Here is a 22,374-nt window from a genome sequence, read left to right as displayed (position 1 = left end):
CCCGCAGTCGACGTCAGGATAGGTGATGAGCAAGAAAACAGAATTGCGTTCGCAAAAGTGGTTCAACAACCCCGAAAACCCGGAAATGACCGCGCTATATTTAGAGCGCTATCTGAATTACGGGCTGACGCGGGAAGAATTGCAGGGGGGCAAGCCGATCATCGGCATTGCCCAGACAGGCAGTGATCTGTCGCCCTGTAACCGCCACCATATCGAGCTGAGCAAGCGGGTGCGCGACGGGGTGATTGCTGCAGGCGGCACGGTGATTGAAATTCCGGTGCATCCGATTCAGGAAACCGGCAAACGGCCCACCGCATCACTGGATCGCAATCTGGCCTATTTGTCATTGGTTGAGACACTGCATGGCTATCCGATTGATGGCGTCGTTCTGAACATTGGCTGTGACAAGACAACGCCCGCCCTGTTGATGGCGGCGGCGACGGTGAATATTCCGGCGATTGCACTGTCGGTTGGGCCAATGTTGAACGGCTGGTTCAACGGCGAGCGTACGGGCAGCGGGACAATCGTGTGGAAAGCGCGCGAATTGCTGGCCGAGGGCAAGATCGACGACGACGGGTTCATGGAACTGGTCGCGTCATCGGCGCCCTCCGTGGGCTATTGCAACACCATGGGCACCGCCACCACGATGAATTCGTTGGCCGAAGCGTTGGGCATGCAACTGCCCGGATCGGCGGCGATTCCGGCCCCGTACCGCGAACGGGGACAGATCAGTTATGAGACCGGCAAGCGGATTGTCGAAATGGTTCATGCCGATTTGAAACCGTCAGACATCATGACCCGCGAAGCATTTGAAAATGCGATCGTGATCAACAGCGCGATTGGCGGCTCAACCAATGCGCCGATCCATCTGAACGGCATCGCGCGCCACATGGGGGTCGCGTTGAACAACGATGATTGGCAAGCGATGGGCCATGACGTGCCTTTGCTGGTCAACCTGCAACCGGCCGGCGCCTATCTGGGCGAGGATTATCACCGCGCCGGGGGTGTGCCCGCCGTCGTGGGCGAATTGCTGAAAGCCGGGCTGTTGCCCCACCCCGGGGCATTGACCGTGAATGGCAAGACCATGGGCGAAAACTGTGATGGGCATTTGACCGGCAATCCCGATGTGATCATGTCGGTCGACAAACCGATGAAACCCGCCGCCGGATTCGTGAACCTGAAGGGCAATCTGTTTGACAGCGCGATCATGAAAACATCGGTGATTTCGCCCGAGTTTCGCGAGCGGTATCTGTCAAACCCCGATGATCCCGAGGCGTTCGAGGGCCGCGCCATTGTGTTTGACGGGCCTGAGGATTTTCATCACCGGATCGATGATGAAAGTCTGGGGATTGATGAACACTGCATCCTGATCATGCGTGGGGCGGGGCCAATCGGGTATCCCGGCGCTGCCGAAGTGGTGAACATGCGCCCCCCGGCGTATCTGTTGAAGCGTGATATCCACGCCCTGCCCTGCATTGGCGATGGGCGGCAATCGGGCACCTCTGGATCACCCAGCATCCTGAACGCGTCGCCCGAGGCGGCGGCGGGTGGCGGACTGGCCCTGGTGAAAACCGGTGACCGGCTGCGCATTGATCTGCGCAAATGTACCGCTGACATGCTGGTGGATCAGGCCGAGCTGGACGCGCGCCGCGCCGCCCTGCCCGACCGCCCGTTTGCCCCGGAAAGCCAGACACCGTGGCAGGAAATCTTCCGCGAGAAGGTTGAGCCGCTGTCCGAGGGCATGACCCTGCGTGGGGCCGACAAATACCAGGATATCGCCCACAAGGGCCTGCCCCGCGACAACCATTAAGGAGACGGTTATGAAACTTGTTCGTTATGGCGTACCGGGTGCCGAAAAACCCGGCCTGATCGATGACGCGGGCCAGTTGCGCGATGTATCGGGCCATGTGACCGATTTTGGCGGTGAAAACCTGTCGGATGGCGCGTTGGATAAACTGCGTGGTGTCGATGTGAACACCCTGCCGGTGGTTGAGGGCACGCCGCGCATCGGCCCCTGTGTGGCCAATATCGGCAAATTCATCTGTATCGGGCTGAACTATTCCGATCACGCAGCCGAATCCGGCCTGCCGGTGCCAAAACACCCCGTGGTGTTCATGAAGGCAACCTCGGCCGTGGTTGGCCCGAATGACGATGTTTACATGCCCCGAGGCAGCACCAATTCCGATTGGGAGGTTGAGCTGGGCGTCGTGATCGGCAAAAAGGCGAAATATGTTTCAGAGGCTGACGCGCTGAATCATGTTGCCGGATATTGTGTGATCAACGATCTGTCGGAACGGCATTTTCAAAACAACCTGTCGGGCAATTGGACCAAGGGCAAATCCTGTGACACGTTCGGCCCCACCGGCCCATGGCTGGTGACGCGCGATGAGGTGGGCGATGTGCAAAACCTGTCGATGTGGCTGGATGTGAACGGCCAGCGCCGCCAGACCGGCAACACCAGCACGATGATTTTCACCGTCGCCCAGATCATCGAACACCTGTCGGGGCTGATGACCCTGCACCCCGGCGATGTGATTTCAACCGGCACACCACCGGGCGTGGGCATGGGGATGAAACCGCAACCCGTGTATCTCAAGGTGGGTGATAGAATCGAGCTGGGCATCGAAAAGCTGGGCCAGCAGGCACAGAACGTAAAGGAAGATGCATGAAGCCCGGGCTTTTGCTGATCGGGGGGGCGACCGACCGGATGATGGCGCGGTTCAACGCCGAATTCACCGTTCACCCGCTAAAGGATATCGATGATCTGGCCGGGTTTCTGGCCGAACACGGGCCGGAAATCACCGCCGTGGCGACAAACGGCCATGACGGGGTGAAACCACAGATCATGGAGGGGTTGCCAAACCTCAAGGTGATTTCATGCTATGGCGTTGGTTATGACGCTGTCGATACCGCCACCTGTGCGGAACGTGGCATTATCGTATCCCATACGCCCGGGGTGTTGAACGATGATGTGGCCAACACCGCGCTGTTGCTTATTCTGGCGGCGGCGCGGAATCTGGTGTTCAACGATCAATATGTGCGGCAGGGCCGATGGGTGAAAGACGGCAACACACCGCTGACCCGCAGCCCCGAAGGCAAGGTGTTTGGCATTCTTGGTCTGGGCCGGATTGGCGAACGGATTGCCGAAAAGCTGGCACAGTTCAACGGCAAGGTTGTGTATCATTCGCGCAACAAAAAGAACAATGTTGCGTATGAATACTATGACGACCTGACCAAGATGGCGCGCGATTGCGATTACCTGATCGTCATCACTCCCGGCGGGGCGGCCACCAACAAACTGGTCAATCGCGAGGTGATCGAGGCGCTGGGCCCATCCGGCACCCTGATCAACGTGGCGCGCGGCACCGTGGTGGATGAGACCGAAATGGTCGCCGCGCTGCAAGACGGGCGATTGGGCTGGGCGGGTCTGGATGTGTTTGAGGATGAACCAAAGGTGCCCGAGGCGCTGTTTTCATTGGACAACGTGACGTTGCTGCCCCACGTGGCCAGCGCCACGGTGGAAACCCGACAGGCAATGGGCGATCTGGTGTGTGACAACCTCAGTGCGTTCCTGAAAGATGGTTCCGTGCTGACGTCGGTGCCGGAAACCGCGCATCTGTAACACCTGATCGGTCTGAAAATTACCAAAGCGGCCCGATACTCGGGCCGCTTTGGCGTTTCCAACTGGCCAACACTGACCGGCGAATCCACGGTATTGTCCCTGCCGCACCGCAATATTGCCTGAATTGCCTGCGATTTCTAAGTCAAACGTGACCTGGAAGGTTGAAGGACAAAACATGGACAGACTGACCGAAATGGAGGCCTTTGCCACTGTCGTGGATCAAGGTGGGTTCACCGACGCGGCGAAAAAAATGGGAATCTCCAAATCGGCCGTTTCCAAACATGTTTCATCGCTTGAGGCGCGGTTGGGCGCGCGATTGCTCAACCGCACCACCCGCCGGGTCAGCCCGACGGAAATCGGCCTGGCCTATTATGATAGGGCGCGGCGGGTGCTGAACGATGCGGGCGAGGCGGATTCGCTGGTGACATCGATGCAATCGGCCCCTTCGGGATTGTTGCGCATTTCCGTGGCAACAGATTTTGGCGTGAACCATCTGTCACCGATCCTGGGCGAATTTCTCAGCGAATTTCCCGACATCACCGTGAACATGGTGCTGAACAACCGCTATGTCGAATTGATTTCCGAAGGGTTTGACATGGCCGTGCGGATTGGCGAATTGGAGGATTCCAGCCTGCGCGCCCGCAAACTGACCGAAACCACAAAACGAATGATCGCCAGCCCCGGATATTTCGAAAAATACGGTCAGCCGCAAAAAATTGATGATCTGAACGATCACAAGCTGTTGCATTATTCCAGCCAATCCAACGGCGCTGTGTGGAAATTGACCGCCCCCTCGGGTGAAAAACGCCAGGTGCGCACTGCCGGGTGGCTTTCGGTGAATGATGGTCAATCCCTGCTGAATGCGGCGATTTCCGGCCTTGGCATCGCGTACCTGCCCAGCTTTTTATATGCGGACGCGATGAAACGTGGTCTGGTGACAGAGGCAATCGTGGATTTGCCACAAGAAACCCAAGGGATTTACGCGGTCTATCCGCCCGGCCGGTTTACACAGCCGAAAGTGCGGGCGTTCATTGATTTTCTGGTGCACGCATTCGCCGAAAAAGGCCCCGATCAATGGTAGCCTGACCTGGCAGAGGCGCAAATGCGCCACATCATGCCCCCCATCCCAGGCATATGCCTGGCACGGGGCCCGCTGGCGCATGGCTTAGTTGTTAAGAACCACCTCGACCCGGCGATTGGCGCGGCGGCCATCGTCGGTCGCGTTTGTGGCGCGGGGGGCAAGATATCCGACACCTTCGGCGTCCAGACGCCCCCGTGCGATACCAAAATCACGGATCAAAACATCGCGCACCGCCTGGGCGCGGCGCTTTGACAGGGCAATGTTGCCCTGCAACGCGCCTTGGGTATCGGTGTGGCCCACCAAGGTAATCGTGCGATCCGGATTGTCCGTCAGGAACCCGGCGACGGCCTGCAATGACGGGAAATCACCATGCTCAAGCTCCGATGATCCGGTCTGAAACAACAGGTCATCCAACGCCACGCGCCCGGTTGCGGCAAGATCGCCCAAGTCCGGATCGGTCAGGATGGCGCCGGAAAAATCTGACGATTTCGTAGATGTCGTGACGGCCAGTTCCGGCAAATCCGCAATCTGCCCGCCAAGGGTGAGTTGCACAAAACCGTTTTGCGGCGAACGGCTGACCATCAGGGCGACGGTGACGCCGGTTTCATCTTCGGCCAGAACATAGCGATAATCGCCCAGATCCACATGCATGGCCGGTTCACCCAGCACATCGGCGGCAAAGCGGAAATCGTATCCGCCGCACGCCCGATCACGGCATTCAAACAGCACCGTAAACCCATCCTGCTGCAACTGCATCTTGAGTGGTGCAAGGATTTGGTCGGTGGTCAGGGTGCCAGCCGCCAATCGCCATGCCTGTCGGCTGACGGTGCCCGACACGCGGCGCACGGCAACATCCCCGTCACGAAACGCCGCCCGGGGCAAACGCACGCCGCCTTTGGCCTGTTCATCCGCGGTTTGGGTCACCGGCGCGGGAAACGACAGAGTCAGCGCCAAGACAGGCGATGCCATCAGGCCAAAGGCCAGGGCGACAGAGGCGGAGCGCAGAATCATCTATATAAAGCACAATATACGATATTTGGTTTCATTTCCGTAACCGTGTTCTTGGTTGGTCCTGTTTAAGCCTGCAACGCGCCGGGCCTGTCAATTTTCCCAATCGATTCTGGCATCTTTGTGGCACACCCCGACACGACCCACAGGCAGGGTTGCAAATGCGCAACAGGCGATTTCAGCGCCCTTGGGCCATCATCATTCATCGGCCCCGTCTTTGATGCGATAATGGTATGTAGCGCAAACAGGCATGTTAAGGGAAGTGTACAGCCCATTCGCCGCCCCATTCGCCTGGGTCACGGCAATGGCCATGTGACGCGCGCCGTGGCTTTGCGCCCATTTTGCGGCGGCAATCATCATGTGGCGCGCGGCCCCCTGGCGGCGTGCATTGGCGCGAATTTCCAGTGCATGCACCATGGCGATATCGCCGTGCAACGCAACAAACCCCGCCCCCGCCGCGCGCGCCTGACTGCGCCCCAACAGCGCGGTTTTCGGGCCTGTCACCCGCGCCATCACCGCCATCCTTTCCGGGCCGATGCCGCCCTCGGCCCAGATTTCGCGCATGATCTCCAATGGCTCCCACAGGGTGAACGCCGCCAGACGGGGCAGATCGAACCGGGACAAAGCACCGACAGGACAGGCCCGAATCACCGTCGGATCAACCATGCGATAGCCCCGATCGGCCAGCAGCGCATCAACCGGGCCGAGATTTCCCCGCAGGCTGAACAGCGGTGGGTGGCCCAGCCTTGCCATGGCGATTTCGGCGTTTGCAATGTCATCTGGCCCCACCGGCCCGATCACACTGGCGGCAGAAACCCGTTTGCCGCCCCCCGCCCCATCGCGCAACAGGAACGGCGGCGCATGGGTTTGCGCGGCCGCGGGCCATGTGGCGGCAAGTGCAGCGAACAGTTGATCGGGGTTGGGTAAATCGTCAGTCACACCGTGTGTTATGGCCCGCGCGGGGGCGGCTGTCCATGGTGGGGCGTGTCGGTCAGGTTTCTGGAAACAGCTCGCGCAATTGCGCCATCGCGTCATTCACCCGGGCGCCATCACTGCCGCGAATCACCACATTGCTGCCATGGGCCCCGTGGCGTTGAAACGGATATGATCCGATGGACAAATCCGGAAACGCCTGCGCCAAACCGCCCAGAGGCCCGGCGATATCGCCTTCGCCGCGATCCACCCGCAGGGTTTGTGACAACAGCGGCGCGCCGCCGGTCAGCGTGGGCAAAACGGTGGCGACCATGGCCTGAAACACAGCAGGCACACCGGCCATGACATGCACATTGCCAATGGAAAACCCCGGTGCAATCGACACCGGATTTTCGATCAGGGTGGCGGTGTCGGGAATGCGCGCCATGCGTTTGCGCGCTTCGTTAAAGTCCTGGCCCTGCCGGTCGTAATGGGCCTGAAGAAGGGCGGCGGCATCCGCGCGCACGTCGATCGGCACACCAAACGCCTGGGCGATGCAATCGGCGGTGATGTCATCATGGGTTGGCCCGATCCCCCCCGAGGTGAACACATGGTCAAACCCGTCGCGCAGGGCACTGACCGCCGCGACAATGGCGGGTGCGTCATCGGACACGACGCGCAGTTCCTTCAGATCGATCCCATGCTTGGTCAGCTCACCGGCCAGATAATACATGTTGGCATCGCGGGTGCGCCCCGACAGGATTTCATCGCCAATCACCAGCATGGCGGCAGTGGGGTTTGACACGGGCAGGCCTCCTTTTGGGTTCTGACAACAGGGTTACATCCCCTTGCGCGGTTTCGCCAGCGGGGCACGAGCGGTGCGGGCAAAAATTGCACGGTACACGGGCGCGTCTTGTTCCGGGGATGCCCGCGCTGTTACAAAGAGTTATGGAATTTCCCTCGCCCCTGATCCCCGGGCGCCTGATCCGGCGCTGGAACCGGTTTTTATCCGAAGCCACGCTGGACACCGGTGAAACCGTGCGCGCCCATTGCCCCAATCCCGGCGCGATGCTGGGGTTGAAAGACCCCGGGTTGCGGGTGTGGCTGGAGTATAACAACGATCCAAAGCGCAAGCTGCGCTATGGCTGGCGGTTGGTTGAATTTGACAATGGTCATTGGGCAGGCATCGACACCGGCGTGCCAAACCGGGTGGTGGGCGAGGCATTGCGCGCCGGTGCCATCCCCGAACTGGCCATGTACGCCACTGTGCGCGCCGAGGTGAAATACAGCACCAACAGCCGCGTCGATTTCCTGCTCACCGAACCGGGCCTGCCCGATGCCTATGTCGAGGTGAAGAATGTGCACCTGTTGCGCCAAGGCACATTGGCCGAATTTCCCGATTGTGTGACCACGCGGGGGGCGAAACATCTGGGCGATCTGTCGGATATGGTGGCACAGGGGCATCGCGCCGTGATGCTGTATCTGGTGCAACGCACCGATTGCACCCATCTGACGATGGCAGGCGATCTTGACCCGGGATATGCCAGCGCATTTTTGCGGGCGCGGGATGCCGGGGTTGAAATGCTGTGCTATGACACGGCGATAGATGTGGCGGGTGTGACCCTGTGCCACGCGCTGCCCATTACCTAGGCCGTATCCGCCCCTGTGTCTGCGCCGCAGGGGTGGCATATTCGGCATCTGCGCCCTATATCTGCGCCATTCGCGCCTGGCGCATCACAATAACCAAAGAGGCCCAGTGTGGACGAAACGAACCGAGGCCGCCTGACCCGGGATGGCATCCGCATTTACGAAACCCGCGATTTCGCCGGAATGCACGCCGCCGGGGCGCTGGCCGCGAAAATCCTCGATGATATCGCGCCCCATGTCCGCGTCGGCCAGACCACTGGCGAACTTGACCGGTTGATCACCGATTGGGTGAATGATGCGGGGGCCACATCGGCCACCATCGGATACAAAGGGTACAAACACGCCAGCTGCATTTCGGTGAACCATGTGGTGTGCCACGGCATTCCCGGTGCGCCAATTCCGAAATGGAAAAACGAAACCGCCAACCGCTCGGTCGAGGTGCGCCGCGCCGATGACGCGCTTGTCGATGGTGATATCCTGAACATCGACGTAACGGTGATTGTCGATGGATGGTATGGTGATACGTCGCGCATGTATACGGTGGGCAAGGTTGCGCCTTATGCCGCCAACCTGATTCAGGTCACCCATGACGCGCTGATGAAAGGCATTGAGGCGGTGAAACCCGGCAATACCTTTGGCGATATCGGCCATGCGATCCAAAGTTACGCCGAAGGCCAGGGCAAATCCATCGTGCGCGATTTCTGTGGCCATGGATTGGGGCGGGTGTTTCATGCGCCGCCCAATGTGGTGCATTACGGCAAACCCGGCACCGGCCCAAAGTTGGAAGAGGGCATGTTTTTCACCATAGAACCCATGGTCAATCTGAAACGCCCTGAAACCGTGGTTCTGCGCGATGACTGGACAGCGGTGACGCGCGACAAATCGCTTTCGGCGCAGTTTGAACATTCGGTCGGCGTGACGGCGGATGGGTGTGAAATTTTCACTTTGTCGCCCGGTGGGATGTTTCACCCCACATCATAAAACGCGGGGTGGGGCCGGTCAGACCAAGGCGGGCAAACCCAACATTTCTGCCACCTCGGCCATTGATCGCACCGGGGTGGCCCCCACGGCGGCCAGACGCGCAGGATCGGTTGTTTCGGCATAACCAAGGGTGCGCATGCCCGCCCGCACCCCGGCGGTGCAACCTGTGGGGCTGTCGTCAATCACAACACAGCGCGCCGGATCCACGCCAAAATCTGCCGCCGCCTTCAGAAACATGTCGGGCTCGGGTTTGGCAGTGCCAAGGGTGTGGGCCGAATAAATCCGCCCCTCTAACCGCTGCAACAACCCCGACGGGGTCAGGGTGATGCCCATCTTTGTTTCGCTGCCGTTGCTGCCAACGCAATAGGGCACACCGGCCCTGTCCAGCCCATCCAACACCGCCACGACACCTTTGATCAATGGCACGCCCTGGCGCAACCGGTCGTAGATTTCGCCGTAAATCTCGTCCAACCAATCCTTGGGCAGGGGGATGTCGCGCGCCCGCACCTGGGCTTCGACACCTTTCATCGTGCCGCCGGTAAACAGGATATCGGCCTCGGCCTCTGACAAGGTCAGGCCATAGCGGGCCAGATTGGCAACAATCACCTGGGTTGCGGGCGGTTCGCTGTCGACCAGCACACCGTCACAATCAAATATCACAAGGCCGGGCAAATCAGACATCGGGTTCCCTTTGCAAAATGGTGATCACCGTGCTGCCATACCTGCGCTGATCCCTTTGTACCAGCCCGGCGGGCGGCAGGGGTGCGGTGTCATCCTCCCACATCACAAGGGCGCCATTGGCCAACCACCCGCCCCGCAACGCAGCCGCCAAGGCCCGCGCCCCCAGATCGGTGCCATAGGGCGGATCAAGCAAGATCAGATCATAGGGAACGGCACAGTCCCCCAACCGCGTTGCATCGCGCCGGATCACGGTGGTTTCCTCCCCGGCGCGGCACTTGGCGATATTGGCGGTCAAAAGCGCCTGTGCCTTGCGGCCCTGTTCCACGAATGTCACCGAACCGGCCCCGCGCGACAGTGCCTCAAGCCCCAAAGCACCGGTGCCGGCGAACAAATCCAACACCCGCGCGCCTGCCACCGGATTTCCATAGCCGCCGTTCAGCAACAGGTTGAAAATGCTTTCGCGCACCCGGTCGGTCGTCGGGCGCAATTGCGCGCCCGGATCGCCCGCGCCCACCCCGACCAACGCCGTGCCGCGCATTTTACCGCCAATGATCCTCACGCTTTCAGCAAGGCCTTCATATCGGTTTCGGGGTTGGCGATCACATCGGGGGCGGGGGATTTTCCGGCCTCAATCAACCGTTTGCCGATCATGTAATTGCGCGGATCGTTCATCGCATCCACTGCCAACAGGGTTTCGCCGCCGTAATACCAATGGCTGACGCTGTCCCCGGTTTTGCGCACCACCACCCGGTCATATCCGGTGTTCAGCCCGGCGATTTGCAGTTTCACATCATACTGATCGGACCAGAACCAGGGTTTCGGGTCATAATCAACGCCGGCGCCCAGCATGTTGTCGGCCACCTGTTCGGCCTGATCAATGGCGTTTTGCACCGATTCCAACCTGATCATCTGGCCGTGACGCGGAAAAATCGCACAATCCCCGGCGGCCCAGATATGGGGATCAGACGTGCGCCCTTGGGCATCGACGACAATACCATTGTCCACCGCCACGCCCGCCGCCTCAGCCAGTTCGGTGGCGGGCGCAATGCCAACGCCGACAATCACGAAATCCACGGCAATTTCCGACCCATCGGAAAACCGCGCGCCGGTGACATGGGTATCGCCCAACAGCCGCTCCAGCCCCAACCCTTCGCGTATCGCAACCCCTTTGGCTGTGTGCAAGGCGCGGAAATAATCGGATGTTTCGGGGGCTGCGACCCGTTGCAGGATGCGTGGCGCCATTTCAACCAGCGTCACCTCAACCCCCAGCTTGCGCGCCACCGCCGCCGCCTCAAGCCCGATATAACCCCCGCCCACGATCAGGGCGCGTTTGCCGGGGCCAAAACCGGGCTGCATCCCATCCACATCGGCCAGGGTGCGCACCACATGCACCCCTGCCAAATCGCCGCCCATGGCGGCGGGCAACCGGCGTGGGTGCGATCCGGTGGTCAGCGCCAGTTGATCATAGGGCAGCACCCGATCCGCCAGCGTCACAGTTTTCGCCACCCGGTCAATCGCCACGGTTTCGGCCCCCAGCACCAGTTCGATACCCTTTTCGGCGTAATAACTTTCGGGCCGCAGATACAGGCGCGCCTCGTCCATATCGCCCAGCAGATATGCCTTTGACAGTGGCGGGCGCTGATAGGGCGGCACGGATTCGCCGCACACCAGGGTCACGCCGCCCTCAAACCCCTGTTCGCGCAGCCGCGCCACAAGCGAGGAGCCGGCCTGACCGCCGCCAATTACAACAATATCTGCCATGTTTTCGTGGCCCTTCTGGTGACTGTATCGCGCACAACCTATATGGAGGGGGAAGATCCATGCAATCCAACGGAGGAATATTTCCCATGGCAATTTCAGTTGGCGACAAACTTCCCAATGCAACCCTGCTTAAACTGGGCGCGGACGGCCCTGAAACGGTTGATTTGCACGGCCTCATCGGCGACCGAAAAGTGGTGATTTTCGCCCTGCCCGGCGCGTTTACCGGCACCTGCACCAACGCCCATGTGCCCAGCTTCATGCGCGCAAGAGAAGATCTGACCAAAAAAGGCGTGACCGATGTGATTTGCATTTCGGTCAATGATCCGTTCGTGATGCAAGCCTGGTCAGACAGCACCGGCGCGGGCGACGCGGGCATCACCATGCTGGGCGATCCCGAAGGCGAATTCACCAAGGCGATGGGCCGCGAATTCAACGCCCCGCCCGCCGGATTGATCGCACGTTCAAAACGCTATGCGATGATGGTTGAGGGCGGCGAAGTCAAAATCATCCACGAAGAGGAAAGCCCCGGCACCTGCGACGTTTCGGGCGGCGAAGCCATGGTGGCCGCGCTGTAATGTTCCGGCCCCCGCACCCAACCGGTGCGGGGGCCATTCTGTTTAGCCCGACAGTTTATCCATCCGCCGGGCCAATTTGATATCCAGTTCGCTTAACCCGCCGCAATCATGGGTGGTCAGCACCACATCAACGCGGTTGTAGACATTGAACCATTCGGGGTGGTGATTCAGCTTTTCGGCGATCATCGCACAACGGGTCATGAACCCGAATGCCTCGATGAAGTTTCGAAACTTGAACGATTTTTCAATCGCATCGCGACCCTCTGCCATGGTCCATCCATTGGCCAGCAAAGGCGCCAATGCGGCGTCACGTTCATCGGCGGGCAGTGAATCGGTCATTCCGGCTCTCCTGTGGTTTTCTTGAACGGCCCAAAACTGGTCAGCACTTCGATTTCATCATCCACTGCTGCCCGCTCGGCCTTCAGGTACTCACCCACCGCATCGGCAAAGCCATCATCGGCGATCCAATGCAGCGAATGGGTGGGCGTGGGCAAATAGCCGCGCGCCAGTTTGTGTTCGCCCTGTGCCCCCGCCTCGACCTGTTTCAGACCGTGGGCGATGGCATGATCAATCGCCTGATAGTAACACAGTTCGAAATGCAGACAGGGATGATCCTGCACACAGCCCCAGTACCGCCCATATAACACATCGCGCCCGATCACGTTCAGCGCCCCGGCGATCGCGCGGTCGCCATCCATCGCAAGGATCAACAGGATATCATCGCGCAACACATCCTGTGCAATGTCGAAAAACGCACGGGTTAAATAGGGCGTGCCCCATTTGCGCGCGCCGGTATCCTGATAAAACTGCCAGAATGCATCCCAATGGTGCGGTTCGATCTGATCACCGGTCAGATGCACGATGTCGCCGCCAAACGCTTGGGCGGTGGCGCGTTCCTTGCGGATATTCTTGCGCTTGCGGCTGGACAGTTGGGCGAGGAAATCATCAAAGCTGCCGTAGCCTTGATTGAACCAATGAAACTGTTGCCCGGTGCGCGCCATCAGGCCCATCTGCGCGCCTGCCTCGGCCTCAGCCTTGGTGCAAAATGTGATATGCAGCGATGACAATTGATTGTTCGCAGCCAGTTGCACCGCGCCTTGGGTCAGGGCGGCAAGGCCGGTTTCCCAATGGCCCGGACGGGTGAGAAACCGACGCCCTGTCGCGGGGGTAAACGGCACCGCGATTTGCAATTTCGGGTAATACCGGCCCCCGGCGCGTTCAAAGGCATGGGCCCAATTGTGATCGAATATATATTCGCCCTGGCTGTGGCCCTTGGCATAAAGCGGCGCACAGGCGATCACCTTACCGTCGGCGCGCGCCACCAGATATTGCGGCTGCCATCCGGTGCCCGGCCCAACGCTACCGCTGTCTTCCAATGCCTTGAGAAAGCGGTGTGTCGTAAACGGATCAAACGGGCGGCCGCCATCCGCCACTTCGGGGCAGGCACAGGCATCCCAATCGCTGGCGTCAATTTCGGCCAGTGAGGGAAGAACGCTGATTTCTATCTGATGCTCACTCATGCCCCGACAGGTGGTGTTGTTTGCCCGCCGGTCAAGCCCGCACCGGCGCATAGCCTTCAAACGTGATATTGTCGGCAACCTTGCGCGCCTCGGCCTCTTGGTCGGGGGTACGAATGGTCCAACACAGAATGCCCGCACCCGACGCCCGCAATTCGGCCAGTCGGGGATTGGCCAGATCATTGCGGTCATGGCTGACAAAACACGCATTCAGCCGGTCATAATCGACGATCCGGGTCAGATGTTCGGCCCGTTCGGGCGAAACACCCCAATCGTCGGGCGAAAACGCACAGGTGGTCAGGCCCCGGGGCACCTGTGGCGCGGCCTTGGCCAAGGCCGCAACAGCGTGCGGGTTGAACGACATCACCGCCACATCGCCGCTGTACCCCTGCAACAGATCGGCAACCGCCTGTTCCAATGGGCCGACATCGCCGCCCAGCGCGCCATCCTGATCTTTTATCTCAATCAAAAGCGGCACCTGACCCGCCACAAGGTTCAGCACCTCGTCCAGGGTCGGGATGGCTTCGTCACCACCGCTGAGGCGGATTTGGCCCAATGCGGCGGCCGATGTGGTGCGAACCGTGCCTTCAGTACCGGTCAGGCGGGGCAGATCGTAATCGTGAAACACCATCGCCGCGCCATCGGCGGCGCGCTGTACATCAAGTTCGATGCCATAGCCCGCCGCGATGGCCGCGCGAAAGGCCGCGCGGCTGTTTTCGGGGCGGCCCCGGGTCTGATCATGCAATCCCCGATGCGCCAGGGGCGTGGTCAGAAAAGATGCAGGCAGGGTCATTTGATCTGAAAGATCCCTTCGATTTCCACCGCAACGTTGAACGGCAACGATCCCGCACTGACAGCCGAACGTGCGTGCCGGCCTTTGTCACCCAACGCTTCGACCAGGAAATCGGAACATCCATTCACCACGCCCGGCTGCTGAGCAAAATCACCATGCGAATTGACAAAACCGGTCAATTTCACCACCCGCACCAGACGCTCAAGATCGCCGTCACAGGCCGCCTTGACCTGGCTGAGCAAACTGATGGCACAGGCTTTGGCCGCGGCCGCGCCCTGTTCAACGGTCAGATCATCGCCCACCTTGCCGGTGATCATGCCGTCGGCATTTTGCGAAACCTGCCCCGACACATAAACAATGTCACCCACGACGACATAGGGCACATAATTGGCGGCAGGGGCCGGTGCGGTTGCCAGGGTAACGCCCAGTTCTGCCAGGCGCGATTCGATCTGTCCCATGGGATATCCTTTTTGGTTCAATGATCTGCAAACTGTACTCTGCGCCGCGCGGCGCGAAAAGGCCCGCCTTAACTTTCACGAAACGCCTTTGCGAAATAATCGGCAAACGGGCGCACCAGATAGGCCAGCGGCGTGCGATCATCGGTGCGCAAGAACGCTTCGACCGGCATTCCGGGGATCAATGTGAGGTTGCCGGGCAGTTTATCCACCTCATCCGGCATGATCCGCAATTCGACCCGGTAAAACGCCACCCGTGACGTTTCATCGACAAAGGTATCGGCGGAAATCTGTGCAACCTCACCAATCAGTTCCGGTGTCGTGCGGGCATCGAATGCCGACAGGCGCAATGTCACCTTTTGGCCCAGATGCACCTGATCGATGTTCATCGCCTCGACCCGACTGGCGATGACCAGGGCGCGATCCTGTGGCACGATAAACAGCACCGGATCCGCCGGGCGAATGACCGAACGTTCGGCAAACACGGTCATGCCATAAACAACCCCGCCAACAGGGGCGCGAATATCCAGCCGCGACAACCGTTCAATCAGGGACCGGCGCCGTTCGGCCAGTTCCAGTTCGCGAAACTGCAAATCACGGATTTGGCTGATCGCCTCTTCGCGGCGGGTTGTGGAGGTGCGCAAAATCTCAAGCTCGATTTCGGTGATCCGCTCCTGCGCTTCGGCTGCTCCGGCGGTCAGTTCTCCGACCGTGCCGCGCAACCGCGCCTCTTCGCGTTGCAGGGCAAGCACCCGTGTGGCCGGCGTAAGACCGCGCGCCAGCAAAGATTGCTGTGCGGTCAATTCCTGTTCAATCAGTTCTTGCTGTGTGGCCAATGCCTGTTGCTGGGCCGTTACGCCAACGATCTGGCTGGCGATCTGGCCCCGGCGCAGACCCAGTTGTTCGATCAGCTGCTCTTGCGATGATACCCGCGCTTCAAACAAGCGCCGCTGTCCTTCGACCAGATCCATCACCTCGGGGTTTTTTCGTGCGGCTTCCAGCAGAGCGGGGGCAAATGTCACATCTGTGGCGCTATCCCGCTCGGCCTCCAACCGACCGCGGCGCGCCATCAGTTCGAACAACTGACTTTCGACAGTATTCAAATCCGATTGCAACAACGTCGGATCAAGCCGCACAAGGGTATCGCCCGCCTCAACCGTATCGTTTTCACCCACCAGAATGGCCGAAACGACACCGCCATCGGGGTGCTGTACCACCTGGCGGTTGCGATCCACCTCAAGCTGGCCAGGGGCGATGATGGCGCCGGAAATCTCGGTCATTGTGGCCCAGGTGCCAAATCCGCCGACCAGCACGATCAGCGCGATCAACCCCACCAGAACGGGCCGCGTGGCTGACCATTCTTTTTTGCCGCTCATTGAACACCTGTACGGGCCGAACCGCCCTTGATCTGTTCGTGGTTGACGACCATTTCGCGCAACACCTCATCGCGCGGGCCAAAGGCGCGGCGAATGCCGCCCTCCATCACCACCAGTTTGTCACATTCCTTGATGGCGGCGGGGCGGTGCGCCATGATCAGCACTGATTTTCCTTCGGCCTTCATGGCGCGAATGGCCAGGTTCAACGCCTCGGAGCCTTCGTTATCAAGGTTGGAATTCGGCTCGTCCAATACCAACAGAACCGGATCGCCAAACATGGCGCGCGCCAGTCCGATCCGTTGCATTTGCCCCCCCGACAGCCGCCCGCCCGACGGGGTGACCAAGGTGTCATATCCATCGGGCATTTTCAAAATCAAATCATGGGCCGCGGCCTTCTTGGCGGCCAGAACGATATCTTCGTCGCGGGCATCGGGTTTCAACCGGGCAATGTTTTGCGCAATCGTGCCATCAAACAACTGTACCCGCTGGGGCAAATAGCCGATATGCTGGCCCAGCACGTCAGGTTCGTATTGTTCCAGCGATGCCCCATCCAGACGGATTTTCCCGCCCGAAGGGCGCCAAACCCCCACCAACGCCCGGGCCAGGGTGGATTTGCCGCTGGCCGAATGGCCGATGATGCCCACTGCTTCGCCGGGTGCGACATCAAAACTGACCATCCGCACCGAGGCCTGTTTTTCGCCGGGGGGGATGATTGTCACCTGATGCACCGTCAAATGCGCCTTGGGTTTGGGCAGGGCGGTGCGCGGTGGTTCTTCGCTGATCAGGCTGAGAAGTTCACTGAGGTTTTTCCAACCCTGACGGGCGCGTTGCACCACCTGCCATTGCCCCAGCGCCAGATCAACCGGCGCCAGGGCCCGCCCCAGCAGGATCGAGGCGGCAATCATGCCCCCCGGTGTCATCTGCCCCAGCAACACAAGATATGCGCCCAGCGCCAGCATGGTCGATTGCAAAAACAGCCGGAACGTTTTTGACAAAGACGTGAAACCGCCGCCCACATCTGCCGATGTGATCGCTTCCTTCAGACCGGCCGTGCGCAAAACCTGCCAGCGGCTGAAGGTTGAATCCTGCATCCCCAATGAACGCACCAACTCTGCCTCAACGCGGATCTGTTCGGCCATACGTTCGGCGCGCAGCGATGCCTGATTGGCCCGCGACACCGGGCCGATCGTCAGGGTCTGGTTCAGGATCGTCACAACAACCAGAAGCGCACCGCCACTTATGGCCAATATGCCCAGCCATGGATGAAACAGCACGATTGCCAGAAAAAACAGCGGTGTCCACGGCAGATCGAAAAACGCAGTCAACACCGGTGACGCCATGAAGCGTTGTACCGCCTCAAGATCGCGCAGATTGTTTGATGCCTGCGCCTCGTTTTCGGGGGCCACCGCGGATTTGCGCACCATCGCGGAAAAAACCCGGCGATCCAGCTTTGCCTGAAATCGTGCCCCGATGCGCGACAGGATGCGCCCCCGGGCATAATCAAGCACCCCCATGATCAAAAACAAAAAGCCCATGAGGATGAACAACGCCAGCAGCGTCGCCTCGCTTCGGCTGCCCAGGACCCGGTCATAAACCTGAAGCATGAACATCGGACCGGTCAGCATCAGCAAATTCACGAAAAAGCTGAAGATGCCCACGATCCAAAACAGGCTGCGGCTTTCTGCCCGGGCTTTGGCCAATTCGCTGGCACCAGCGGCAGTTTTAATCTGTCTCATTTATGTGTTTCGATCCTGCTTCTGCCGGGCCGCCAATATCATTTGCCGTTCGCCCGCTTGTGACCGGGGCGTAACACGCTTATCTTTGACACAGATTATATTAAACAACAGTGTATGGGAAACTGCTTTCCACATACGTTGCAAATGATTTGAGTCCCTGAATTGCGCATCCTGATTTTTCCAGTCCTGGCCGTACTGGCCGCCTGTACCACACCCGAAGGCGCAGTGACGCGCGACGCTGTGTTTGACCCGTTTGAACAGCGCAACCGCGAAGTGTTCAACGCCAATACCGAATTGGACCGGCTGATCATTGGCGGCGGCGCATCGGCCTATGGCGGCAGCGTGCCCGCGCCGGTCCGGCGCATGGTTGGCAATCTGGCAGATAATCTGGATGGGCCCGGTGCCGTGGTCAACAATGTGCTGCAAGGCAATGGCGAAGATGCCATTCACAACGGATTTCGCTTTGTGCTCAACACCACGCTTGGGGTGGGGGGATTGTTCGATGTCGCCAGTTCCTTTGGACTGGAAGAGCGCGACGCCGATTTCGGCCAGACACTGGCGGTTTGGGGCGCGCCCGAAGGCGCGTATCTTGTATTGCCGGTTCTTGGCCCCTCAACCGAGCGGGATGCGATTGGCAAGGTCGTTGACCGGTTTCTTGATCCGCTGGGTTTTGCCTTTGGCGAGCGGGAAAGATATTATGCCTTGGGCGTGAAAGTTGCCGCCAAGGTCGGAAAACGCGACGATTTCGGCGATACGGTTGACGATCTGTTGTACGACAGCGCCGATTCTTATGCGCAGGCGCGCATATTATATTTGCAAAACCGTCGGTTCGATGTGGCCGGGGGCACCGCGGATGACGAATATTTTGACCCCTATGAGGATTGATATGTTGCATTTCATGTCCCGCCGCCACTTTATCGGCGGTCTGATCGCCCTGCCCCTGGCGGCCACGGCCATTCCTGCTTTTGCGCTGAACACCGAAACCGCGCGCCGTCTGGTGGATGCCCTGGTCGGCGATATCAACGCGGTGATTGCGTCGGGCAAGACCGGCACACCAATGTTTCGCGAGTTTGAGCGGATATTCCTGAAATTTGCCGATGTGCCGACCATTGCGCGCACCACCCTTGGCCCTGTGGCCCGCACCGCCAGCGGGGCACAGATGCAGGCCTTTACCAAGGCGTTCGCGGGCTATGTGGGCCGCAAATACGGGTCGCGGTTTCAGGAATTCATCGGTGGCCAGATCGAGGTGCAATCGGCCCGGCCCGTCAAATCCTTTTACGAGGTGAAATCAAAGGCGCTGTTGCGGGGTCAGTCACCCGTGGATCTGGTGTTTCTGATTTCTGATCGCAGCGGCAAGGACAAATTCTTTGACATGCTGATCGAAGGGGTCAGCCTGTTGAAATCGGAACGCACCGAAATCGGCGCGATGCTGGATCGTCGGCGTGGCAATATCGATCAGATGACCGCCGATCTGGCCCGCGCCGGATGATCCGCGCGATGGCCTTGGCCCTGTTTGCCGCCGCCCCCGTTGCCGCCGACCCGTTTGACGGGTTGTATAAACCGGCCCCCACAACCGATTGCACGATTGTCGGTGGGGATGGCGGCGCGCTGAAGGTTGAGGGCGACACCTTCTTTGGCGCGGAAAGCCAATGCAAGATGACCACCCCGGTCAATGTGCGCGATATGGATGCCATATTATACGACATGGTGTGCGACGGCGAAGGCGAATCCTGGGTGTCGCGGGCGTTGTTCATGCGCGCGGCGGATGGTGGGCTGATCCTGGCCTGGAACGGTTTTGCCTTCAAATACGACCGGTGCAATCCCGATGCACCGGCGGGCACTGTCACCACCGCCGAAGACATCGGCATCACCGATTAATTCCGCCCCAGCAAACCACCCAGCACATCGTCGATGATCCGCTCGATCAGATCGGGCTGGCGCACCGGTTGCGCCGGGGCGCGCTGTGCCGGGGCCTGACTGACGTTATCGGAATTCGCAGCCGAATTTTGCCCCGGGCTCTGAGGCGCGGGGGCCGTTGCCGGTGGGCCTTTCATTGGCAATGGGCTGGCAGGCAGGCCCTGATGCACCCGCACCATCACCTCGTGCCAGATTTCGGCAGGCAGACCGCCGCCCGTTACCCCCGTCAGCGGCGTGTTGTCGTCATACCCCATCCAGACGCCGGCAACATAATCGGCGGTAAAGCCCAGAAACCAGGCATCGCGCGCCGCCTGGGTTGTGCCGGTTTTGCCAGCCGCCTGACGGTTGGGCAATTTGGCCCGCTGACCGGTGCCGTTTTCAACAACCTTGTTCATCATGTAAATCAGCTGTTCCGCCGCATCGCGCGAAATCACCCGTTCGCCCATGCCGCCATCCTGGCCAATCAGGGCCGTATCATCGCCCTTCAGGCGCAACTCTAACAACCCATAGGGGCGCACCGACGTGCCGCCGTTCAATATTCCGGCATAGGCGCCGGTCATTTCCAGCAATGTCGATTCCGACGCGCCAAGGGCCAAAGCCGGCCCCATCGCCAGATCCGATACGATGCCGAAATCCTCGGCGACCTTGCGCACGTTTTCGCGGCCCACCGCCTCGGACACCCGCACCGCAGGGATGTTCAACGATTGCTCCAATGCGCGGGTCAGGGTCACGTTGCCCTCAAACCGGTTGGTGTAATTGCGCGGCGTCCACGGCCCGGACCCGGGCACGTTTATCGTTAAAGGGCTGTCCATCACCGTGTCGTTGGCATTGTATCCCAATTCCAGCGCGGTGGCGAAAACAAATGGCTTGAACGCGCTGCCGGTCTGGCGTTTGGCCATCACCGCGCGGTTGAAATGCCCGGTCACGCCCTTGAATTTGCGCCCCCCCACCATGGCACGCACCGCACCATCGCTTGACATTACGACAATCGCCGCCTGCGCCTTTGATCCGGCGCGCACCTTGTTTTCAAACACATAGGTCAGCGCCTGTTCCGCCGCCTGTTGCAGGCGCGCGTCAAAGGTGGTGCGCAGTACCACATCTTCGGTGGTGTCACGGGTCAAAAAATCGGGACCGGATTCCATAACCCAATCGGCATAATAGCCCCCCGCACGCGCCTCGGCCGCATCGGACAATTCCGCCGGATTATCCCGCGCCACTGCGGCCTCGGCTGTGGTGAGATAGCCCTGATCCTGCATCAGGCGCAGCACCGTTTCCGCCCGGCGCTGTGAGCGGCCCAGATCATTTGTCGGAGCATAGCGCGTGGGCGCCACCAACAGCCCGGCCAGCATCGCCGCCTCGGCCGGATCGACCTGCGCGGCGGATTTTCCGAAATACCGCTGTGCCGCCGCCTCAAACCCGCGCGATCCGGCACCCAGAAACGCCCGGTTCATATAGATCGTCAGGATTTCATCTTTGGTATAGCGCGCCTCAAGGCCCATGGCATACACGGCCTCTTTGATCTTGCGCCACATGCTGCCGCGCCGACAATCGGCTTCATAGGCGGCTTCGCTTTCCCATTCGGACGGATCAAAGGGCACGCCCAGGCACAGCAATTTCGCGGTTTGTTGCGTGATCGTCGATCCGCCATGCCCCGAAAGCGGGCCGCGCCCTTCGGACAGGTTGATTTTGACCGCACTCGCCACACCCCGGGGCGATACGCCGAAATGGCGGTAAAACCTTTTGTCTTCGGTGGCGATGATAGCGTTTTTCAGGTTGGGTGACACGCTTTGGGCGGTAATCTGCCCGCCAAACTGTTCACCGCGCCAGGCAAACACCGCGCCGTCGCGATCCAGCAGCGTCACAGACCCGCGCGCGCGCCCGTCAAGCAGCGCCTCAACCGGCGGCAGGGTGGTGTAAAAGTAAAACACACCCACACCGATCAACAACACGACAACCGCCGCGCTGCGCCAGATCAACCGCCAGATCAGCGTGAATATCCAACGAAACAGCCCGGTTATGAACCCGACAATCCCACCGCGCCGTTTTGGCGCGGCCTTGCGCCGGGTTGGTTTGCGTTTGGCCACGGGTTTTGGCGCGGGTTTTGCCCCACGCCGACGGTCAGCCACCAATGGTGGTTTTTTCTTGCCGGTCCCGGCCATGCTCAACCCTCAGAATTCTTGCTCTTTTGCCCAAGGTACACGGCAGCGCATCTAAAGTAGAGAGCGCATCCGATCAACTTTGGGTTTTTCATTCGCTTATTTTTAAAGCACTGCCGCAAATTTATGCAAGAAATCTGTAACTCCCCGGGAATC

The 22,374-nt window shown here is 60.0% G+C and carries 23 protein-coding genes; 10 read left to right on the top strand and 13 right to left on the bottom strand.

The features are described from left to right. The first annotated feature begins 25 nt into the window (after positions 1-25). From C8265_RS12790 to C8265_RS12775, 4 genes are all read left to right on the top strand, one after another. Positions 26-1,810, top strand: coding sequence for an IlvD/Edd family dehydratase (locus C8265_RS12790; RefSeq protein ID WP_108484410.1), 1,785 nt, complete (start codon positions 26-28; stop codon positions 1,808-1,810). Positions 1,811-1,820: 10 nt separating this feature from the next. Beyond that, entirely contained in the window at positions 1,821-2,669 is an 849-nt protein-coding gene (locus C8265_RS12785; protein ID WP_108484409.1) for a fumarylacetoacetate hydrolase family protein, read from the top strand. Continuing rightward, positions 2,666-3,622, top strand: coding sequence for a 2-hydroxyacid dehydrogenase (locus C8265_RS12780; protein WP_206050338.1), 957 nt, complete (start codon positions 2,666-2,668; stop codon positions 3,620-3,622). The genes C8265_RS12785 and C8265_RS12780 overlap by 4 nt, the downstream gene beginning before the upstream one ends. Before the next feature lie 175 nt (positions 3,623-3,797). Then, entirely contained in the window at positions 3,798-4,703 is a 906-nt protein-coding gene (locus C8265_RS12775) for a LysR family transcriptional regulator (protein ID WP_108484408.1), read from the top strand. An 84-nt stretch (positions 4,704-4,787) separates the two neighbouring features. Here C8265_RS12775 and C8265_RS12770 read toward each other — a convergent pair whose 3' ends face one another. From C8265_RS12770 to C8265_RS12760, 3 genes are all read right to left on the bottom strand, one after another. Then, the gene (locus C8265_RS12770; protein WP_108484407.1) at positions 4,788-5,714 is read right to left on the bottom strand and encodes an OmpA family protein; all 927 of its coding nucleotides are present in this window, start codon (positions 5,712-5,714) and stop codon (positions 4,788-4,790) included. Between the two features lie 195 nt (positions 5,715-5,909). After that, positions 5,910-6,650 carry a GNAT family N-acetyltransferase gene (locus C8265_RS12765; RefSeq protein WP_240611076.1) on the bottom strand — a complete coding sequence of 247 codons (741 nt, stop codon included), beginning with the start codon at positions 6,648-6,650 and terminating at the stop codon, positions 5,910-5,912. A gap of 52 nt (positions 6,651-6,702) precedes the next feature. After that, a complete protein-coding gene (locus C8265_RS12760; RefSeq protein WP_108484405.1) occupies positions 6,703-7,428 on the bottom strand; it encodes a competence/damage-inducible protein A in 726 nt (241 codons plus the stop codon). Between the two features lie 143 nt (positions 7,429-7,571). Here C8265_RS12760 and sfsA point away from each other — a divergent pair, with 143 nt between their 5' ends. Next, positions 7,572-8,273, top strand: coding sequence for a DNA/RNA nuclease SfsA (gene sfsA, locus C8265_RS12755; RefSeq protein ID WP_108484404.1), 702 nt, complete (start codon positions 7,572-7,574; stop codon positions 8,271-8,273). Positions 8,274-8,381: 108 nt separating this feature from the next. Then, positions 8,382-9,251 (top strand): type I methionyl aminopeptidase, encoded by an 870-nt coding sequence (map, locus tag C8265_RS12750; protein ID WP_240611075.1) that lies wholly within the window; start codon positions 8,382-8,384, stop codon positions 9,249-9,251. Between the two features lie 18 nt (positions 9,252-9,269). Here the strand turns inward: map and C8265_RS12745 are convergent, their stop codons facing one another. Genes C8265_RS12745 through C8265_RS12735 form a run of 3 tightly spaced genes read right to left on the bottom strand, consistent with a single transcriptional unit; the run spans position 9,270 to position 11,693 of the window. Next, positions 9,270-9,932, bottom strand: coding sequence for an HAD family hydrolase (locus C8265_RS12745; RefSeq protein ID WP_108484403.1), 663 nt, complete (start codon positions 9,930-9,932; stop codon positions 9,270-9,272). Next, positions 9,925-10,491: a 16S rRNA (guanine(966)-N(2))-methyltransferase RsmD gene (gene rsmD / locus C8265_RS12740; RefSeq protein ID WP_108484402.1), complete on the bottom strand. Its 567-nt coding sequence runs from the start codon at positions 10,489-10,491 to the stop codon at positions 9,925-9,927. Before rsmD ends, C8265_RS12745 begins: the two co-directional genes overlap by 8 nt. Next, positions 10,488-11,693, bottom strand: a complete 1,206-nt coding sequence (locus tag C8265_RS12735; protein ID WP_108484401.1) for an NAD(P)/FAD-dependent oxidoreductase — start codon at positions 11,691-11,693, stop codon at positions 10,488-10,490. The genes rsmD and C8265_RS12735 overlap by 4 nt, the downstream gene beginning before the upstream one ends. An 86-nt stretch (positions 11,694-11,779) precedes the next feature. Between C8265_RS12735 and C8265_RS12730 the strand changes: the two genes are divergently transcribed. Beyond that, entirely contained in the window at positions 11,780-12,268 is a 489-nt protein-coding gene (locus tag C8265_RS12730) for a peroxiredoxin (protein WP_108484400.1), read from the top strand. Between the two features lie 42 nt (positions 12,269-12,310). On the opposite strand, the gene C8265_RS12725 is transcribed toward C8265_RS12730, so the two are convergent. The 6 genes from C8265_RS12725 to C8265_RS12700 all read right to left on the bottom strand — a co-directional run bounded on the left by C8265_RS12725 (position 12,311) and on the right by C8265_RS12700 (position 18,145). Next, positions 12,311-12,607 carry a 4a-hydroxytetrahydrobiopterin dehydratase gene (locus C8265_RS12725; protein ID WP_108484399.1) on the bottom strand — a complete coding sequence of 99 codons (297 nt, stop codon included), beginning with the start codon at positions 12,605-12,607 and terminating at the stop codon, positions 12,311-12,313. Then, positions 12,604-13,788 (bottom strand): GNAT family N-acetyltransferase, encoded by a 1,185-nt coding sequence (locus C8265_RS12720; protein ID WP_108484538.1) that lies wholly within the window; start codon positions 13,786-13,788, stop codon positions 12,604-12,606. Before C8265_RS12720 ends, C8265_RS12725 begins: the two co-directional genes overlap by 4 nt. Before the next feature lie 31 nt (positions 13,789-13,819). Further along, positions 13,820-14,578 carry a glycerophosphodiester phosphodiesterase family protein gene (locus tag C8265_RS12715; RefSeq protein WP_108484398.1) on the bottom strand — a complete coding sequence of 253 codons (759 nt, stop codon included), beginning with the start codon at positions 14,576-14,578 and terminating at the stop codon, positions 13,820-13,822. Beyond that, positions 14,575-15,036 carry a RidA family protein gene (locus C8265_RS12710; RefSeq protein ID WP_108484397.1) on the bottom strand — a complete coding sequence of 154 codons (462 nt, stop codon included), beginning with the start codon at positions 15,034-15,036 and terminating at the stop codon, positions 14,575-14,577. Before C8265_RS12710 ends, C8265_RS12715 begins: the two co-directional genes overlap by 4 nt. 68 nt (positions 15,037-15,104) lie before the next feature. Continuing rightward, positions 15,105-16,409: an HlyD family type I secretion periplasmic adaptor subunit gene (locus C8265_RS12705; protein WP_108484396.1), complete on the bottom strand. Its 1,305-nt coding sequence runs from the start codon at positions 16,407-16,409 to the stop codon at positions 15,105-15,107. Beyond that, positions 16,406-18,145 carry a type I secretion system permease/ATPase gene (locus C8265_RS12700; protein ID WP_108484395.1) on the bottom strand — a complete coding sequence of 580 codons (1,740 nt, stop codon included), beginning with the start codon at positions 18,143-18,145 and terminating at the stop codon, positions 16,406-16,408. Before C8265_RS12700 ends, C8265_RS12705 begins: the two co-directional genes overlap by 4 nt. A gap of 162 nt (positions 18,146-18,307) precedes the next feature. Between C8265_RS12700 and C8265_RS12695 the strand changes: the two genes are divergently transcribed. From C8265_RS12695 to C8265_RS12685, 3 genes are read left to right on the top strand one after another with little or no spacing between them, the layout of a single operon-like run. Beyond that, positions 18,308-19,030, top strand: a complete 723-nt coding sequence (locus C8265_RS12695) for an MlaA family lipoprotein (RefSeq protein ID WP_108484394.1) — start codon at positions 18,308-18,310, stop codon at positions 19,028-19,030. Position 19,031: 1 nt separating this feature from the next. After that, positions 19,032-19,634: an MlaC/ttg2D family ABC transporter substrate-binding protein gene (locus tag C8265_RS12690; protein WP_240611074.1), complete on the top strand. Its 603-nt coding sequence runs from the start codon at positions 19,032-19,034 to the stop codon at positions 19,632-19,634. Next, on the top strand, positions 19,631-20,023 hold the full coding sequence (locus C8265_RS12685) for a hypothetical protein (protein WP_108484393.1): 393 nt from the start codon (positions 19,631-19,633) through the stop codon (positions 20,021-20,023). Before C8265_RS12690 ends, C8265_RS12685 begins: the two co-directional genes overlap by 4 nt. Here the strand turns inward: C8265_RS12685 and C8265_RS12680 are convergent. Next, positions 20,020-22,221: a transglycosylase domain-containing protein gene (locus C8265_RS12680; protein WP_206050337.1), complete on the bottom strand. Its 2,202-nt coding sequence runs from the start codon at positions 22,219-22,221 to the stop codon at positions 20,020-20,022. The genes C8265_RS12685 and C8265_RS12680 overlap by 4 nt on opposite strands. Between the last annotated feature and the right edge of the window lie 153 nt (positions 22,222-22,374).

It is taken from the genome of Oceaniglobus ichthyenteri (assembly GCF_003057885.1).
Lineage (GTDB): Bacteria > Pseudomonadota > Alphaproteobacteria > Rhodobacterales > Rhodobacteraceae > Oceaniglobus > Oceaniglobus ichthyenteri.
The sequence above is the reverse complement of the archived record's forward strand: the minus strand, read 5'-3'. Positions and strand labels throughout refer to the sequence as shown.

Coding starts and splice junctions, on each gene's coding strand:
- C8265_RS12790 (WP_108484410.1), top strand. CDS start 26: ATGAGCAAGAAAACAGAATTGCGTTCGCAAAAGTGGTTCAACAACCCC.
- C8265_RS12785 (WP_108484409.1), top strand. CDS start 1,821: ATGAAACTTGTTCGTTATGGCGTACCGGGTGCCGAAAAACCCGGCCTG.
- C8265_RS12780 (WP_206050338.1), top strand. CDS start 2,666: ATGAAGCCCGGGCTTTTGCTGATCGGGGGGGCGACCGACCGGATGATG.
- C8265_RS12775 (WP_108484408.1), top strand. CDS start 3,798: ATGGACAGACTGACCGAAATGGAGGCCTTTGCCACTGTCGTGGATCAA.
- C8265_RS12770 (WP_108484407.1), bottom strand. CDS start 5,714: ATGATTCTGCGCTCCGCCTCTGTCGCCCTGGCCTTTGGCCTGATGGCA.
- sfsA (WP_108484404.1), top strand. CDS start 7,572: ATGGAATTTCCCTCGCCCCTGATCCCCGGGCGCCTGATCCGGCGCTGG.
- C8265_RS12745 (WP_108484403.1), bottom strand. CDS start 9,932: ATGTCTGATTTGCCCGGCCTTGTGATATTTGATTGTGACGGTGTGCTG.
- C8265_RS12735 (WP_108484401.1), bottom strand. CDS start 11,693: ATGGCAGATATTGTTGTAATTGGCGGCGGTCAGGCCGGCTCCTCGCTT.
- C8265_RS12730 (WP_108484400.1), top strand. CDS start 11,780: ATGGCAATTTCAGTTGGCGACAAACTTCCCAATGCAACCCTGCTTAAA.
- C8265_RS12725 (WP_108484399.1), bottom strand. CDS start 12,607: ATGACCGATTCACTGCCCGCCGATGAACGTGACGCCGCATTGGCGCCT.
- C8265_RS12720 (WP_108484538.1), bottom strand. CDS start 13,788: ATGAGTGAGCATCAGATAGAAATCAGCGTTCTTCCCTCACTGGCCGAA.
- C8265_RS12715 (WP_108484398.1), bottom strand. CDS start 14,578: ATGACCCTGCCTGCATCTTTTCTGACCACGCCCCTGGCGCATCGGGGA.
- C8265_RS12710 (WP_108484397.1), bottom strand. CDS start 15,036: ATGGGACAGATCGAATCGCGCCTGGCAGAACTGGGCGTTACCCTGGCA.
- C8265_RS12705 (WP_108484396.1), bottom strand. CDS start 16,409: ATGAGCGGCAAAAAAGAATGGTCAGCCACGCGGCCCGTTCTGGTGGGG.
- C8265_RS12700 (WP_108484395.1), bottom strand. CDS start 18,145: ATGAGACAGATTAAAACTGCCGCTGGTGCCAGCGAATTGGCCAAAGCC.
- C8265_RS12690 (WP_240611074.1), top strand. CDS start 19,032: ATGTTGCATTTCATGTCCCGCCGCCACTTTATCGGCGGTCTGATCGCC.
- C8265_RS12685 (WP_108484393.1), top strand. CDS start 19,631: ATGATCCGCGCGATGGCCTTGGCCCTGTTTGCCGCCGCCCCCGTTGCC.
- C8265_RS12680 (WP_206050337.1), bottom strand. CDS start 22,221: ATGGCCGGGACCGGCAAGAAAAAACCACCATTGGTGGCTGACCGTCGG.